Source organism: Leeia oryzae DSM 17879, from assembly GCF_000376945.1.
Lineage (GTDB): Bacteria > Pseudomonadota > Gammaproteobacteria > Burkholderiales > Leeiaceae > Leeia > Leeia oryzae.
Genome location: NZ_AQXU01000022.1, coordinates 31128 through 46600 on the forward strand (window position 1 = coordinate 31128; position 15473 = coordinate 46600).

The window sequence follows — 15473 nt, forward strand, 5'->3', positions numbered from 1 at the left end:
TGCGTGTCTCCTTGGGGGCTGGCTATCAGCTGTTCCAGCTCAGGGTGAATTCGTCGTCGGTTTCGTCCAGATGCCCGGAAATGGTGATCAGGTGCAATTGCAGTTCTTGCAGGTCAAAATCACGGCCCATTTTTTCTTCTACGGTGGCGCGCTTGATGACCAGCCGCCCGGGGACGTCCACTTTCACCATGGCGGGTTGTTCGTTGACGATGGCCTCCGGGTTGTCCTCGACAATGGCTTCGACGATGCAGCGGGTTTCTTCGTTTTTCTGAAAAGCGATAAATGCGTTGGATGCCATGGGGTGTCCTTTACAGCGCAATGCCGGCTTTGGCAGCGCGGGCATGAAGTTGTTGTACGGCGTCGTCCAGCTCGCTGCCGGCGGTGTCGCCAAAGGCGATCTCAGCGATCGGGATCAGTGCATTGACGGCGCGTTCGCGGAAGGTATTGATCCAGCCGGCCAGCACGGCTTTGTTTTCCGGGCTTTCTGCTGCAGCCACTTTCAGGATGCTGTCCATCCACTTGGCGGTTTCACCAAACCATTCGCGCTGGAAGCGGGTCAGCATGGAGAACACCGGGCCATAGGTGTCGTTGAGCTTGTCGTTGAAACGGTCGTAGATCAGCGGGTAGAGCAGGCCGTCCAGCACAAAATCCTGTGCCACCATCAAGGCAAACCAGTCTTTCTCTACCATCAGGTCTTCTACCCAGTGGCGCAGGGCTTGCCATTCCTGGCCATTCAGCCAGGCATTTTTGGCGCTGGCCAGTGCGTCCAGGTCATTGAAGGCCATGCCAAGGCGGGTGACATACTGCGCCACGCCCAGTTGGTCCATGCTGGCGTAACAGGCGGCCTGGGTAATGGCGATGCCATAGCCGTAGGCAGAGACATAACCGTTGTTGAGGTTGGATGCCCAAGCCACATGCCGGAGCGGCAGAAACACACTCAGCGCATGGTCTTTGCCGGCGTCCGGGTAGGCCGCAGCCAGCCCCAGTTCATCGACCAGATCAAAGTCGCCCTCGGCGGTTTCCTGCATGCGACCCCGGGCCAGTGTCCAGGTGCCGTAGTAGTACTGGCGCGGGTCTTTCAGCGCGTACCAGTCTTTCATCACGATCTTGGTGCGGGTGGCATCAAAGATGTCGTATTGCGGCTCCCAGGTCGGGCGGTAATGAAAGTTCTCCACTGGTTGCAGGTCCATGGTGGCTTCCATGTAACGGCTGGCCGGTTTGTCTGCCCCCATGCGGCGGGCCAGGTGGCCAAACGTCTGGCGCAGCGGGGTAATGCTGACAGTGCGCAAATCGATTTGCATCTCGGGTTCTCCTCTTTTGGATGCAGGCAGCCGCCGTGTCGGGCTGCCGGGTATTCTGTTGCGGGAAATCGGTTACACGTGAAGGGTTTAGCGGAAGCGTTGATGGGTGGCGTCTCTCAGGCGCCAGTCCCAGTCATTATCGCGGCGCTCATCGGGCTGTGCTGGCGGGGTATCCGTCAGGTAGATCACCTGATTGCTATCGCAAAACCGGGTAAATGCCTCTTTTGGCATGACCAGCTCCACCATCATTTCTGGTTCTCCAACCGAGAACTCGAACATCACCAGACCGTTAACTTGTTCTTCCATGATCCGGACAAACTTCTTGCTGGTATCAAACACGGTAGGGGTAGTCATGATGGTTTTGCTCCTTGTTTGTTGCCATGCCCATGCAGCAGTGCATGTCTAGGCGCTATTTGACCAAAGCAGGGAGGGCGAGAGAATGGACGATTGATGTGAAAAATTGTACTTTTCATGGCCAATGGCGGCATGGCGGCAGAGGCCCAGCATCTGCGCCATTTGCTGTTGGTTAATGTGTTATCAATTCTGCATAACTGCTGAATTTATCAATACATTTTGCCGATTTTGGATACTCGCCCCTGTTGGTCTGTCTTTGGCATGGATGATGCACGTCCTGTCCGTCTTGTTATCTGTTAGCACGCTAATTGTATTTAAGCCTGCGATGGCGTCCGGAAATTATTCGTTGACTTTGTAGATAAAAAGTACATAAGATACTAAAAAGTTTACATCGAGATCGACATGGCTTATCAAAAACACCAGCAGGCATTGCCAGCATTAGGACCCGGGAACCAGAGCTTTCTGGTCTTCCATGCATTTGATGGCGGCAAGGTGGCGCGTAGCGCCTATATCCATGCCGGTATCCATGCGGATGAGCATCCGGGCTTGCTGGTCATGCATCACCTGGGGCATCTGCTGAATGCGCTGGATAAAGAAGGGCGGGTACTTGGCAAGGTCACGCTGGCGCCGTATGCCAATCCGGTCGGCATGGCGCAAAAGACATTTGGCCATGTGACGGGGCGCTTTTATCTGGAAAGCGGAGAAAACTTTAACCGTCACTATCCGTGCATCCAGCAGGACTTTGCCGCAGCGCTTGCTGGTTTCCGGTTTCAAAAGAATGACATTACGGCCTTCAAAGCGGCGTTTCAGTCACTGCTGGCCCGCCATACCCCGCTCGATCCGGTGGCCTGCAACAAGCAGCATTTGCTGGCAGAGGCGTTTCGGCATGATCTGGTGCTGGATCTGCATTGCGATACGTCCAGCATCTTGCATATTTACAGCGCCACCGATCAGGCCGACCGGGCCAGGCGGCTGGCACGGGCCACCGGCGTGAAAACCGTGTTTCTGGAAGAAGAAGCCGGCGGCAAGCCGTTTGACGAAAGCTATGCCAAACCCTGGAAGCACTTGCGCCAGGCGGGGCTGGTAGATGAAGCATTGCAGGGCTTCTCTGCGACGCTGGAGCTTAGAGGTCAGGCCGATGTAGACGATGCCGTTGCGCTGGATGACGCCAGGGGAATTTTGCGGTTTCTGGCTGCGGAAGGCCTGGTGCAGCTAGAGACGCCACATGAGGTGATGCCGGACGAGGAGATTTGCATCTACCCGCTTGAAGGAGTGGCCCCCGTTTATAGCCCGGCAACCGGCATCATTGTGTACAAAAAACAGGTAGGTGACTCGATCCGCCAGGGTGAGTTGCTAGCCGAAGTAGTGGTCATGGATGCCGGCCTGGATACGCCCCGGGTGCCGCTCTATAGCGGGGTGGATGGTGTGGTGGTGGTCCGGCATCACATCAAGCTGGTAAGAGCAGGGCAGCGGGTTGCCCTGCTGGCCGGGATGACGCCGCTGGCAGACCGTTTACCCGGTGGGTTGTTAAAAGATTTTTGAATGTTAACCGGCGCCATGCGCTACGAAGGAGTCAGAATGGAAAGGCAGAAAATGAAACGCGCACTATGGATTGGCCTGGGGCTGGCGGCAAGTACGCTGGGGGCACAGGCCGCTGAGATCAAAGTGATCCGCTTTGGGGTGGAAGCCGCATACCCGCCGTTTGAATATAAAGATGCTAAAGGGGCACTGACCGGCTTTGACGTGGACCTTGGCAACGCGCTGTGCGCGCAGCTAAAGGCCAAATGCGAATGGGTGGAAACGCCGTTTGACGGATTGATCCCGGCGCTGCAAGCCAAGAAGTTTGACGTGATCAACTCGGCCATCAGCATTACCGAAAAGCGCAAGCAAGCCGTGAACTTTACCGTGCCGTTGTATCAGGTACCTACACGGCTGATTGCCAAGTCGGGTACTGCGCTGGCGCCAACGGTTGCGGCGCTGAAAGGCAAGACGGTCGGGGTGTTGCGCGGGTCGATCCAGGAGGATTTTGCCAATCAGCGTCTGAAACCGAATGGCGTGGATGTGCAATCTTATGAAGACCAGAACCTGGCCTATGCGGATCTGGTTGCGCAACGCATCCAGGGCACGCTGGTGGATGCCACTTCTGGCCAGGAAGGCTTTCTGAAGAAGCCGGAAGGCAAGGGCTATACCTTTGCCGGCCCGGCCGTGAAAGATACGCTGCTGGGCGCAGGTATTGGCATGGCGATCCGTAAAGAAGATACGCAACTGCAAAAAGCACTGAACGACGCGTTTATGAAGGTGAAGGCCAACGGCACCTACACCAAGATCATGAAGAAATATTTTGACTTTGATATTTCGATTTAAGCCGATTCAAGGTGTGTGCTTGTCCGGTGTGTTAGCCCTGAAGGTTAATGCACCGGATTGCCTACCCCTATAAAAACCACAAGATAGAAAGACCCTGCAAGGGGATAACCATGCAAACCATGACGACGATTCCCGTACTGGATGCTACTACCGTCCAGCACTTTTTACCTGGCTTGCCGACGCAAGGCATTCTGGCGGACATGTTCCGTGCGCTGGCCAAAGGCACTGCAACCCAGCCGGCACAAACGCTGTCTTTGTTCCCGGCAGGCAAGGGTGACTTTATCTGTTACCCGGGCGTGATGGCCGATGAGCACGTTTTTGGGGTAAAGCTGTCCCCTTACATTCCGACGGGTGGGCGGCCCATTGTTACCGCTTGGTCGTTGCTGATGTCCATGCAAACCGGGCAACCGCTACTGTTGTGCGATGCCGGGTTGCTGACCATCGAGCGAACTGCCGCGACGACGGCGCTGGCCGTGGATGCGCTGGCCAGGCGCGAATCCCGCATCCTGACGCTGGTCGGGCTGGGCGCAGTGGGGCAGGCGCATTTGCGGCACGTCGCCGGTTTGCGGGCCTGGACAGAAATCCGCCTGTTTGCGGCAGACCTGGCCCAACTGCCAGAAGACGTCAGACATCGGCTGCAAGCGCTGGATAGCCGGGTGGTCATGTGCGATACGCTGGCAGAAGCAAGCCGGGCGGCGGATGTCGTCATGCTGTGTACATCCTCTGCCGGGCCGGTGCTGGACCCAACTATCCTGACTAAAACCTGCCTGATCACATCGATCAGCACCAATGCCCCCAAGGCCCATGAAATACCGCCTGCCAGCCTGCCCGGCATGGATGTGTACTGCGACTACCGTCAGACCACACCACAGAGCGCCGGCGAGATGCAGATTGCCACAGAGCTGCATGGCTGGCATGCCGGGCAGATTGTGGGCGACTTGCCAGAGTTGCTCTCGGGCCAGGCTGCTTTGCCGGACCATGAGCGCCATGTGTTCTTCCGCTCTATCGGCCTGGGGCTGGAAGACGTGGCTATTGCCACGGCATTGTTCAAAGCTTATACGGCACAAACCCGCTAACCGTCATATCATTCTTATTAATGCAGCAAGCAAGACACCTGGAGAACACAAGATGAAAATCAGAACCTTTGGCGTAGAACAATGGATGAACGAATTCGAGACTAAATGCGAATTCAACCTGGCAGAAACCTGTGTCGAATCCATTACCTTTGGCGAGCTGCTGGCACTGACCGGCAAAACCGACACCATCCTGTCTGACATCACCCCGATCAAGATGACCTATGGTGCCATTGAAGGCTCGCAGCGGTTGCGTACCGTGATTGCCTCTTTGTATGCGCGACAGACACCCGCCAATGTGCTCACCACCCACGGTGCCATCGGGGCCAATGCGCTGGTGTACGAGACACTGGTGGAGCCGGGTGACCGCGTTATCTCTGTGCTGCCCACCTACCAGCAGCATTACTCCATCCCGGAAAGCTATGGCGCGGATGTACAGATTCTGAAACTGCGCGAAGAAAACGCCTTCTTGCCGGATCTGGCGGAACTGAAGTCGCTGGTCAACGACAAGACCCGGCTGATTGCCATCAATAACCCGAATAACCCGACTGGCTCGCTGATGGATCAGGCCTTTTTGCTGGAGATTGTAGAGATTGCCCGTTCGGTTGGCGCTTATGTGCTGTGTGACGAAGTGTATCGGGGTACCGACCAGGCGGGGACGGGTTATACGGCCTCTATCGCTGACCTGTACGAGAAAGGCATCAGCACCGCCAGCATGTCCAAGGCGTATTCACTGGCCGGTTTGCGGCTAGGCTGGATTGCCGGGCCGGTCGAATTACTGAAGCAGGTCGAAATCCACCGCGACTACAACACCATCAGCATCGGTGTGCTGGATGACTACTTTGCCGCGCTGGCACTGGAGCACCGTGACAAGCTGCTGGCGCGTAACCACGCGCTGCTGCGCGAAAACCTGGCGATTCTGGACGCCTGGGTGGCCGGCGAACCGGATATCAGTTACATCAAGCCCAAGTCTGGCACTACTGCCTTGCTGAAATACACCCATAACATGTCTTCGCGGGATTTCTGCATGGCCCTGCTGGCCGCCAAAGGGGTGATGTTTACCCCGGGTAGCGCGCTGGATATGGAAGGTTATCTGCGCATTGGCTACGCCAATAACCAGGCGGTGCTGAAAAAAGGGTTGGCGCTGGTGTCCGAGTTCCTGAGAGAATTGCCAAAACAGTAACCTGACCACACTACGGAGAACAAGGTTGAAAGAAGCAACAGATACAATGCTGAAAGACACATTGTTTACCTCATATGCCGCCATGGCGGACGGGATTTCTTCCTTGTTCTTTCCCAATGTGGAAGTCGTGATTCATGATCTGGCCACCCAGCAGGTGGTGTACATTGCCAATAATCTGTCCAAGCGCCAGTTGGGTGACCCGTCCGGTCTGGAAGAGATCGGCTTTAACGAAGATGCAGAAGTCATCGGCCCCTATGAGAAGCTCAACTGGGATGGCCGGAAAATCCGCTCGGTCAGCGTACTGGTCAGAAACACCAATAAACAAGCGGTGTTTGTGGTGTGCATTAACATGAATATCTCGGTCTTTGAAGACGCTCGCAATGCGCTAGACCTGTTTTTGTCCGTGACCCGCCTGCAACCGCAACCCGAGCAGCTCTTTAAGGATGACTGGCAGGAGAAGATCAATACCTTCTTGCATCACTGGCTAAACCAGCATCAGACATCGCTATCTGCCATCAGCCAGGCCCAGAAAAAAGCACTGGTCACCGCGCTGTACCATGAGGGTGCTTTTAACGCCAAAAGTGCGGCGGACTATATCGCCAACGTACTCTCCATGGGGCGGGCAACGGTCTTCAAGTACCTGCGGGAACTGAAGGGTAAATAAAGTGTTATTTTACTGGTGTAAAAAAGCCCCTGCCAGTTTCCTGGCAAGGGCTATGAGTTGCTAAGTTGACTAAACTCTGCTCTTCAACGGCTGCTAATATGTTTGTCCAATCACATCATAGCCTTTTTTAAACATAGCACAGCAAATTACATTTATACAAATGTATTGTGAGTGCCAACTTGTTAAATCTGCATGGTTACAACACCGTGGAAGTCTGCCTAGACAAAAGCATCGGCCTGATTACTGCAAAATCAGCTAAAATCACATCTCCTTTATTTTTGACGTTTCAGTCATGACCACTCCGCTTGATGTCGAAGTTCTACAGCAGTTTCGAATGGTATTTCGGGCTGTCCGGACACATTTTCATGAAATCGAGAAAAAATGTGATATCAGTGGTTCCCAGCTTTGGGTGTTGTCATGTATTAACGTGGCGGGGTCACTGCGTGTCACAGAAATTGCAGAGAAACTTTCCATACATCAATCCACCGCTAGCAACCTGATTGAACGAATGGTGAAGGACGGATTGGTAAAAAAAATAAAATCATCTACAGATCAAAGGGTTACCAATATTTTTCTGACAGAAGCTGGCAAGGCGATTTTGCATAAGGCGCCAGGCCCGGCAGAAGGTCTGTTGCCAGCAACCTTGAAGCAATTATCCACCGATGAATTGCGTCAAATTCAAGGCGCGCTTGACATGCTGTTAGGAAAAATGGACGTTGACCCTGCTGCAAAACATACCCCGCTGGCGGACCTTTAACTAGCCTCTTATCTCCCTTCGTCGACTTTTTGCGTTGTTAAACCTGTATTTGGTGTTACACTTTAATAAAATATATTTGTACAAATGTATTTGTTTGAAACTACCAAAGCAGGAGAAACCGCATGCTTGTATCTGTCATTATTCCGGCACTCAATGAAGAAAAACGGATTGCAGATGTTGTCCGGTTTGCGACGGACAGCAAAGTCGTCGGCGAGGTCATTGTCATTGATGATGGTTCTACAGACGCAACGGCACAATTGGCCCGTGAAGCTGGGGCCTATGTCATCACCAGTTCCTTGCTGGGCAAAGGGGCGTCCATGAAGGACGGACTGGAACATGCCCATTTCGATCTGCTTGTATATCTGGATGGTGATTTGAACGGCCTGGAAACCGGCATGATAGAGCGATTAATTCACCCTCTTGTGGTTGGGAGCACTGACTTTGTGAAAGCTTCGTTTGGACGCGCTGGTGGCAGGGTCACTGAGCTAACCGCTAAACCGTTGCTGAAAACATTTTTCCCGGAAGTGGCACATTTCAAGCAACCGCTGGGCGGCATTATTGCAGCCAGAAAGTCACTATTGAATCAGCTTGAGTTTGAGGATGATTACGGTGTCGACATTGGTCTTTTGCTGGATGCTGCTCAAAAAGGCGCGAAAATTTCCGAGGTCAATATTGGCAAACTGGAACATGACAGTCAGTCGCTGGAGAACTTGTCCCGCATGGCCGTGCAGGTCAGTAGGACCATCATGAAGTATGCTAGAAACGCCGACAGGTTTCATGCGGATCAGGTTGATGAAGTCATAGAAGCGGAACGGCAGCTAGAGGCTGAAATCGATATGGCTTCCAGTGCGACCCATAAAGCAAACAAGCTGGCTATCTTTGATATGGACGGAACGCTGACCTTTGGCCGCTACATAGAGAAGCTCGCTGAGTTGACTCAACTGCAAGATCAACTTTCTAGATTGCTGGATAGTCCGGATAGCGACGATAGTACCCGAAGCCATGCGATAGCGAGACTATTCAAGGATGTACCCAAGTCGACTTTTGTTGAAGCAGCCAAGGCGATGCCATTGCAAAAAGATGCGATGGATACGATCAAGGTCTTGAAGCAGAACGGCTATGTCGTCGGGATTGTCAGTGATAGTTATTATATTGCCGCTGAAATCATTCGAAAGCGAGTATTTGCAGATTTTGCTTTAGCCCATTTACTGCAATTCAAGAAAGAAGTGTGCACTGGCGGATTCAGGATCAATCCGGTATTTGAGCTAGAAACAGAGGGTTGCCAAATGCATAAATGTTGCAAAAGCAATGCACTTCATCAGTTGAATATTTTGCGGGAAGAGCCTTTTGAATATGTCATTGCAATTGGCGATAACCTGAATGATGGATGCCTTCTAACCGCAAGTGATCTTGGTTTCGCGTTTCAGCCTAAACATCCGGTAGTGAGCACCCTAGCCGATCATACTATTCATCGGTTAAGTTCATTGCTGGATTTCGTGTCCCTTTCGGATTCTGTTGCAAATTAATGAGTGTAGCGGAAGGCCATAGCATGGATGTGTTGCTGTCATACTTGTCTGAGGCATTGCTAGGTGTCTCTCACATTTCTTCTGCCGCAATACGCATATTGTTCATCATGATAGTGGCCTGGCTTGCCATTTCTACTACCCAGAAAAGCATCATCGCGCTTAGGGTGCGTATTGCATCTTCAATGGATGATGCAGAAACCATCAAGAGAACCGAAACAATTGGTCGAGTGCTTCGCTACTTGATCGCCGTGATTATTTCGCTGATTGCCGCAATGCTCATTCTCTCTGAGCTGGGTGTCTCTGTGGCGCCTATACTTGGGGCTGCCGGCGTGGTGGGACTTGCTGTCGGTTTTGGTGCACAAAGCTTGGTGAAAGACTATTTCAACGGGTTCTTTATATTGATCGAGAATCAGATTCGTCAGGGTGACGTGATTGGCGTCGATGGGCATGAAGGTTTTGTCGAGGAGGTGACATTACGCTATGTGCAACTGCGAGATTATGACGGCAATGTGCATTTCTTACCCAATAGCACGATTTCAACGGTTGTTAACAAGACCCGTGGTTTTGCTTATGCCGTTGTGACAGTCTGTATCGGTTATGAAGAGGACATCGATAGAGCCATGTCTGTCATGAATGATGTCGCAAGCGTGCTTCAGAAAGACGAACTATTGGGCCCCAAAATACTAGAGAACTTTGAGATGGCTGGTGTAGACCAGCTGGGTGAGTCCGGTATTGTATTGAAAGGCCGGTTTAAGGTACTGCCGTTGCAACAATGGGCGATTAAACGCGAGTACCTGAAAAGGATAAAGTATGCGTTTGATCAGCAGCATATCACCTTCCCATTCCCGCAATTGACCGTCCACCAGGCTTGAAACCTGTGCATGTTCGCTTAGCTCAGGTTTTATGCGTGTCTGCCTTGCCTAAATATTTACCCGCCAAGGTATGGTAGAGCGGCGGGCATAGCAATTTAGAGATGAAATTTGCGATGAACGCAACCGCAATCAGGCTGATCACCATGGCATGACCGTCAATCATCTCCATGACAATGACAAAAGAGGTGATAGGGGCTTGTGTTACCGCCGCCAGAAACCCCGCCATACACAAGGCCATCCAGGCTGTACCACTGATATGCCCGAGGCCCAGATGAAACAGATCTTGTCCAAGGCCTGCGCCTACAGCCAGACTGGGCGCAAATATGCCGCCCGGAATGGCTGCAAAGTAAGACACAAGGGTGGCCAGCATTTTCTCGAAAGCAAACAGAAAGGGAAGGGCCGTGTCACCTTCCAGCGCTTGTTGGGTGGCTGTATAACCGCTGCCATGCACCAGGCCATTTGATGCCAGGCCCAGTAATGCGACGATCAATCCACAAATGCCTGCAAAAATGATCGGATGGCGACTTTTTATAAAACCGGCAAAGCCCGGCCAGGGTTTGCTTGCCATGACCATCACCCGGCTAAATAGCCCACCACTCAATCCACAAATCAAACCTGCCATCAAAATCGGTAAAAACAGGTCACGACTCACCTTGTCTACAGCCAGGCGACCAAAGTAGGTGTAGTTGCCTTGTACTGATATCGCAATTACCCCAGCCAGGATAATCGCCGTTAACAAGACACCGTTGGTGCGTTCTTCAAATTTCTTGCCCAGTTCCTCAATGGCAAATACGATCCCGGCAAGTGGGGTGTTAAAAGCTGCAGCAATCCCTGCCGCACCGCCCGCAAGCAGCAAATGATGGGCGGTGACCGGGAATCGCTTGGGGAGAAAACGCCTGAATTCATACATGATGCTTGCCCCAACCTGCACAGAGGGGCCTTCTCTACCGGAAGAAAAGCCTGCCAGCAATGCGGCTGCACCTAGAAAAATTTTGCCAATCGCTATCCTGATAGAAACCAGTGCAGATTTGTCAGATTCTGACTCTGACATTTGAAGTGCAGCGATGACCTGAGGAATACCGCTTCCTTCGCTACCTGCAAACCATTTTCTGGTAAGGTAGGCAATTACCATGCCGCCAAATGTCGTCAGGATTAACGGGCTCCACCAGTAGAGTCGGCGTAAGCTGTTGAATTCATTAATGACACCATCTACCAGTTTGGCAAACAGGACAATCGTAATTGCTGCTGCTATGGCTGCGCACCATACGACTATCCGGCCATGCCATACCTTCCAGTCAATGTGACGTATGATGCGATTGATGGTTGTACGTAGTTGGATGAGTTGCACGGTGTCACATTTCTGAGGGATTGGAAATTCCAGAAGGCGTCTGGCGGGTTGAGTGATATCGAAAAGTTTATCATAAATTACATTTGTACAAAACCATATGGATGGTTTTGCTGAGCTTACATAAGAATGTAAGCTTGCATAGTGTGTTGAAAATTATTTAGCCTCCCGATAAAAAATAGCAACTGAATAACAGGTCTTAAAACGTGGTCTATGATGGTGCATTGTTCTTGATTGAGTATATGCCATGAAAAACTCCGTTTCCGATCTGGATGTGTTGCTAAGTACCATGGCGCCCGAGCTGCATGAAGGCGTCTATGTGTTTACCTCGGTAGAGATGATGCCGGATATACCGGCGCAAGACATCATCGCCAGCATGAAAGAAGCAGAAGGGCTCTCGCTGATTCTCTCTGAAGAACATGCCCTCCGGCTGGGGCTGCCGGTGATGTTCCGTGCGGCGTGGATTTCTCTTACGGTACATTCGGACCTGCAGGCCGTAGGGCTGACGGCAGCCTTTGCCGCGGCGTTGGGGGCGGAGGGGATTAGCTGCAATGTTGTCGCCGGTGCGTTTCATGATCATATCTTTGTGCAGATTGCACGTGCGCAAGATGCCATGAATGCACTGGTCAAACTGCAGCGGGATTCTCTGGCAAAGTCACGTTCTGCCACTGCCTGACAAGCTTTTCTGATGCCTGAGTCCAGCGGGGTGTTGCTTGCCCGCTGGGCGGGTTTTTCTGTATTCACGGTTTTCAATCGTCCATACGACGTTCGGCGTATCCCTCCTGCTTACCAACCAGCTGATGCGCTGGTTGTGTATGTCTTCCGTTTTCTTCTGTACGCCAGCAGACAGATGCCAACACGGGTTCAAGGTAGTCTTCATTCTGTTGTATCTGCGTGCCTGCATGAGGTAAGCGCATGCAATGTCGGATGCTGTCACCCGTACCTGTGACGCAACACCTTTCTGTCACACGTCATTGCATCTTTTTGTCTCCGCACCGTGCAGCGTCCGGGGTCCCGTTATTCCATGGAACATGTTCTGGCCGGTTTGGGTTGTGCACGCTGTCTTTAGCGTGCCCGTCACACGCATGCGGGTGGCCTTGCCAGGACGATCAAGCACAGGAGATTCATCATGAAGAAAAACATTCTATTTTTACTGGCAGCAACCCTATTTGGTGCTGCCGCCTGGGCAGATGATATCCGGCTGGGTGACCCAGGCTACGGCGGCACAGGTTGCCCAAGCGGGACAGTCTCCGCAACGTTAAGCCCCGATGCCAAATCATTGAGTCTGTTATTCGACCAATATCAGGTGGCGGCAGGGGGAAATACAGGCAAGAGCTTTGACCGCAAGAGCTGTAATATCGCGATCCCGGTGCATGTGCCACAAGGGTTGAGTGTATCGGTACTGAAAGTCGACTTCCGCGGGTTTAACCATCTTCCGCAATCTGCAACCTCACAGTTCAATGTGGAGTATTTCTTTGCCGGTACCAGAGGCCCGGCGTTTCAGCGGCAGTTTCGTGGCCCGCTGGAAGAAGATTATCTGATCAACAATGTACTGACGGTTCAGGCGATTGTCTGGTCAGGCTGTGGTGTGGACGTGAACCTGCGTACCAATTCGAGCTTGAGAGTGAACACGGTTTACAACCGGGAAGCCATGTCGTCTATCGACTCTGAGGATGTCAATGCAGGGATTATCTACCAGCTGCAATGGCGTCAGTGTCATTAAACACCAAACGGATGGTACTTGCAGATGTGTACCATCCGGTTTTAAGGGGAAAGACGATGAAATGGATATTACATTGCCTGCTTGTGTTGGCCGGGCTGGCCGCATTGCCGACCTGGGCGCAGGATATCAATGGCTGTCCGGCAGGCAGCTATTCGGTAGTGCTGTCTCCGGACGGAACATCACTGAGTATTTTATTTGACCAGTTCACACTGGAGAGCAGTGCAGCGGCCAATGGCGGCAAGCAGATGAAAATGTGCCGTATTGCCGCTCCTTTGCTATTGCCGGCCAATCGCTCCATTGGTGTGTACAAAGTGGACTATCGGGGGTTTGCAAAACTGGCGGCAAAGCAGGTGACAGAACTGAATGTCCAGTATTTTTTGGGACCGCACGATAACGATCATGGTCGGGTATTCAAACGCCAAATCCGGGGACCGCAAGAAAGTGACTACACATTTACAGAAACCATCGGGGCAGGGCAGATGAAACGGGTGGGATGTGGCAAAGCGGCCATCCTGAATGTGAATCTATCGTTAACGCTGGAAGGCAATCTGCAGGCGGGGGATGCGATGTCCTCTCTGGATACGGCAGATGGCGCACCAGGCGGAGCACTGGTCTATCACTTTGATTTAAAACCTTGTAACTGATGCGTGCCAGCATCATGTATCGGGCCAGCGGCAGCATTGGCAGCACCTGATGCTGGCCTGCATGTTTGGCCTGATACATGGCGGCATCTGCACCCTTGAAGAGGGTGCTTTTGATATCCGGTGAGCGGTTTGTGATTTCTTTTATTGCCAGCCAAAATGGGCTGGCCGCGGCAATGTACACATGGTTAGCGCGCTAATATATATACTTGCCAGATAAATCGCTATCATGATGACCATCTAGGTAATACAAGATAAACCTGCTGCCATGAACCCCGCTTTGCAACCATTATCCCGCCAACAAATTCTTCAGTTGATCGCCATCATGTTGCTGGTGGCGACAGAGTTCATGCAGAACGTCATGGTGTCGTTCTCTGCCTTGCATATTTCGGAAGGTATTGGCGCCACGCCAGAGCAGTTCAGCTTGTCTGCCGCGGTCTATGCGGGCACGGCTATCGTGATGATTGCGTTGCATAAATGGTTTGTTCAGCATTGGGGTTACCGCCGGTTGATCCAGCTATCGCTGGTGTTGTTTACCGTGGGTGCGCTGGTGTGTTTTTCGGCAGATAGCGTGGCTGTCTTTATTGCCGGGCGCTTTGTGCAGGCCTTGGGTGGTGCCACCTTCTTTACCGCATCCCGGGTGCAGATCAATACCTTTGCCGGCAGACGGCGCCTGACAGCCACCCGCTACATGGTGACCGGCATTATCGGGTTTAGCGCGATTGGCATGTTCACAGCCACCTGGCTACTGACGCACTACAGCTGGCGCTGGGTATTTATCGCCCCATTAGTGATTGTGGCTGCACTGACCTGGTTGTGCCACTTTGTCAAAGACCCGGATGGCATGTTCCGCAAATCGACCTTGCACCCGGGCGGGGCGATGACCCTGGCGTTTGCCGCCTTTGCCCTGCAGTACGTGCTGGAGCGCATGCCGTACGATTTTGTGCGGCGGAAAACCGGCCTGATCCTGCTTGGCCTCTTGGCGCTGACCGGGCTGGTGCTGTTCATCCGTCATGAGTACCAGCGCAAACATGCCCTGTTGCCGTTTGACCGTTTCAAGGGCGACCGCTTTATCGCCGGCATGGTGTTGTATGGATCTTGCTATCTGATTTTGTCCAGCTGCTATTATTTGCTACCCATTTTTCTGGCCAGGGGGTTGGGGCTGCCAATGGCCGGGACCGGCCTGATTCTGGGCATGACGTCCGTGACGGCGCTGTGCATTGCCCATGCGCACATTTATCTATCCGGCAAGTATCCATCCCAGCGCAAATATCTGGTGGCGGCTTTTGTGGTGCTGATTACCTTTGGTAGCGGAATGAGCCTGATTGCTGCCGGGGTATGGCCTGCCGGCTGGCTGGTGCTGACCCTGGGGTGCCTGGCCGCATTTGCATCTCTGGCGCAGGGGACGGCCGCCTCCAATACCTTTGTCGGTATTGAGGAAGACGTGTTTTCCCAGGCGTATCAAACCAAGAACATGATGCGCGAGCTGTTGAACTCTACGGGGATTTCGGTGGCCAGTATCGTACTGCACCGCTATGGTGTGACCCACCAGACCCTGGGCAATGCGACCGACGTGATGGGGGCTTGTACCGATTTCTTTATCTTTGTCGCTGGCCTTGGCGCACTGGGGCTGGTGGTTGGTCTCTGGCAGCGCAAGATTGTCTGATGGG

General features: G+C 52.7%; 16 protein-coding genes. 12 read left to right on the top strand and 4 right to left on the bottom strand.

Features of this window, described 5'->3' with window-relative positions; all coding sequences use genetic code 11:
- Window positions 1-25 precede the first annotated feature (25 nt).
- The 3 genes from F552_RS0108875 to F552_RS0108885 form a co-directional block, all read right to left on the bottom strand.
- Window positions 26-298 (bottom strand): MmoB/DmpM family protein, encoded by a 273-nt coding sequence (locus F552_RS0108875; protein ID WP_018151384.1) that lies wholly within the window; start codon window positions 296-298, stop codon window positions 26-28.
- 10 nt (window positions 299-308) lie between these two features.
- Window positions 309-1301, bottom strand: coding sequence for a ferritin family protein (locus F552_RS0108880; protein WP_018151385.1), 993 nt, complete (start codon window positions 1299-1301; stop codon window positions 309-311).
- A gap of 87 nt (window positions 1302-1388) precedes the next feature.
- Window positions 1389-1655: a phenol hydroxylase subunit gene (locus F552_RS0108885; RefSeq protein ID WP_018151386.1), complete on the bottom strand. Its 267-nt coding sequence runs from the start codon at window positions 1653-1655 to the stop codon at window positions 1389-1391.
- Between the two features lie 402 nt (window positions 1656-2057).
- On the opposite strand from F552_RS0108885, the gene F552_RS0108895 reads away from it, so the two are divergent.
- The 8 genes from F552_RS0108895 (at window position 2058) to F552_RS0108930 (ending at window position 10094) form a co-directional block, all read left to right on the top strand.
- A complete protein-coding gene (locus tag F552_RS0108895; RefSeq protein WP_018151387.1) occupies window positions 2058-3197 on the top strand; it encodes a succinylglutamate desuccinylase/aspartoacylase domain-containing protein in 1140 nt (379 codons plus the stop codon).
- A gap of 51 nt (window positions 3198-3248) precedes the next feature.
- On the top strand, window positions 3249-4019 hold the full coding sequence (locus tag F552_RS0108900; RefSeq protein WP_026182546.1) for an ABC transporter substrate-binding protein: 771 nt from the start codon (window positions 3249-3251) through the stop codon (window positions 4017-4019).
- Window positions 4020-4129: 110 nt separating this feature from the next.
- Window positions 4130-5095, top strand: a complete 966-nt coding sequence (locus F552_RS0108905; protein WP_018151389.1) for an ornithine cyclodeaminase family protein — start codon at window positions 4130-4132, stop codon at window positions 5093-5095.
- A 52-nt stretch (window positions 5096-5147) separates the two neighbouring features.
- Window positions 5148-6275: an aminotransferase gene (locus F552_RS0108910; protein ID WP_018151390.1), complete on the top strand. Its 1128-nt coding sequence runs from the start codon at window positions 5148-5150 to the stop codon at window positions 6273-6275.
- Between the two features lie 46 nt (window positions 6276-6321).
- Complete coding sequence (locus F552_RS0108915; RefSeq protein ID WP_018151391.1) at window positions 6322-6939, top strand: helix-turn-helix transcriptional regulator; 618 nt, start codon at window positions 6322-6324, stop codon at window positions 6937-6939.
- Window positions 6940-7231: 292 nt separating this feature from the next.
- Entirely contained in the window at window positions 7232-7696 is a 465-nt protein-coding gene (locus F552_RS18920; protein ID WP_083917461.1) for a MarR family winged helix-turn-helix transcriptional regulator, read from the top strand.
- A 122-nt stretch (window positions 7697-7818) separates the two neighbouring features.
- Window positions 7819-9222 carry an HAD-IB family phosphatase gene (locus tag F552_RS20050; RefSeq protein WP_018151393.1) on the top strand — a complete coding sequence of 468 codons (1404 nt, stop codon included), beginning with the start codon at window positions 7819-7821 and terminating at the stop codon, window positions 9220-9222.
- 23 nt (window positions 9223-9245) lie between these two features.
- Entirely contained in the window at window positions 9246-10094 is an 849-nt protein-coding gene (locus F552_RS0108930; RefSeq protein ID WP_051078295.1) for a mechanosensitive ion channel family protein, read from the top strand.
- Window positions 10095-10116: 22 nt separating this feature from the next.
- Here F552_RS0108930 and F552_RS0108935 read toward each other — a convergent pair whose 3' ends face one another.
- Window positions 10117-11442 carry a chloride channel protein gene (locus F552_RS0108935; RefSeq protein WP_018151395.1) on the bottom strand — a complete coding sequence of 442 codons (1326 nt, stop codon included), beginning with the start codon at window positions 11440-11442 and terminating at the stop codon, window positions 10117-10119.
- 244 nt (window positions 11443-11686) lie between these two features.
- Here F552_RS0108935 and F552_RS0108940 point away from each other — a divergent pair, with 244 nt between their 5' ends.
- The 4 genes from F552_RS0108940 to F552_RS0108955 all read left to right on the top strand — a co-directional run bounded on the left by F552_RS0108940 (window position 11687) and on the right by F552_RS0108955 (window position 15469).
- Window positions 11687-12115 (top strand): ACT domain-containing protein, encoded by a 429-nt coding sequence (locus F552_RS0108940; protein WP_018151396.1) that lies wholly within the window; start codon window positions 11687-11689, stop codon window positions 12113-12115.
- A gap of 453 nt (window positions 12116-12568) precedes the next feature.
- Window positions 12569-13162, top strand: coding sequence for a DUF4360 domain-containing protein (locus F552_RS0108945; RefSeq protein ID WP_018151397.1), 594 nt, complete (start codon window positions 12569-12571; stop codon window positions 13160-13162).
- Between the two features lie 56 nt (window positions 13163-13218).
- On the top strand, window positions 13219-13806 hold the full coding sequence (locus tag F552_RS20055) for a DUF4360 domain-containing protein (RefSeq protein WP_018151398.1): 588 nt from the start codon (window positions 13219-13221) through the stop codon (window positions 13804-13806).
- A gap of 265 nt (window positions 13807-14071) precedes the next feature.
- Window positions 14072-15469 (top strand): MFS transporter, encoded by a 1398-nt coding sequence (locus tag F552_RS0108955; RefSeq protein WP_018151399.1) that lies wholly within the window; start codon window positions 14072-14074, stop codon window positions 15467-15469.
- Window positions 15470-15473 lie beyond the last annotated feature (4 nt).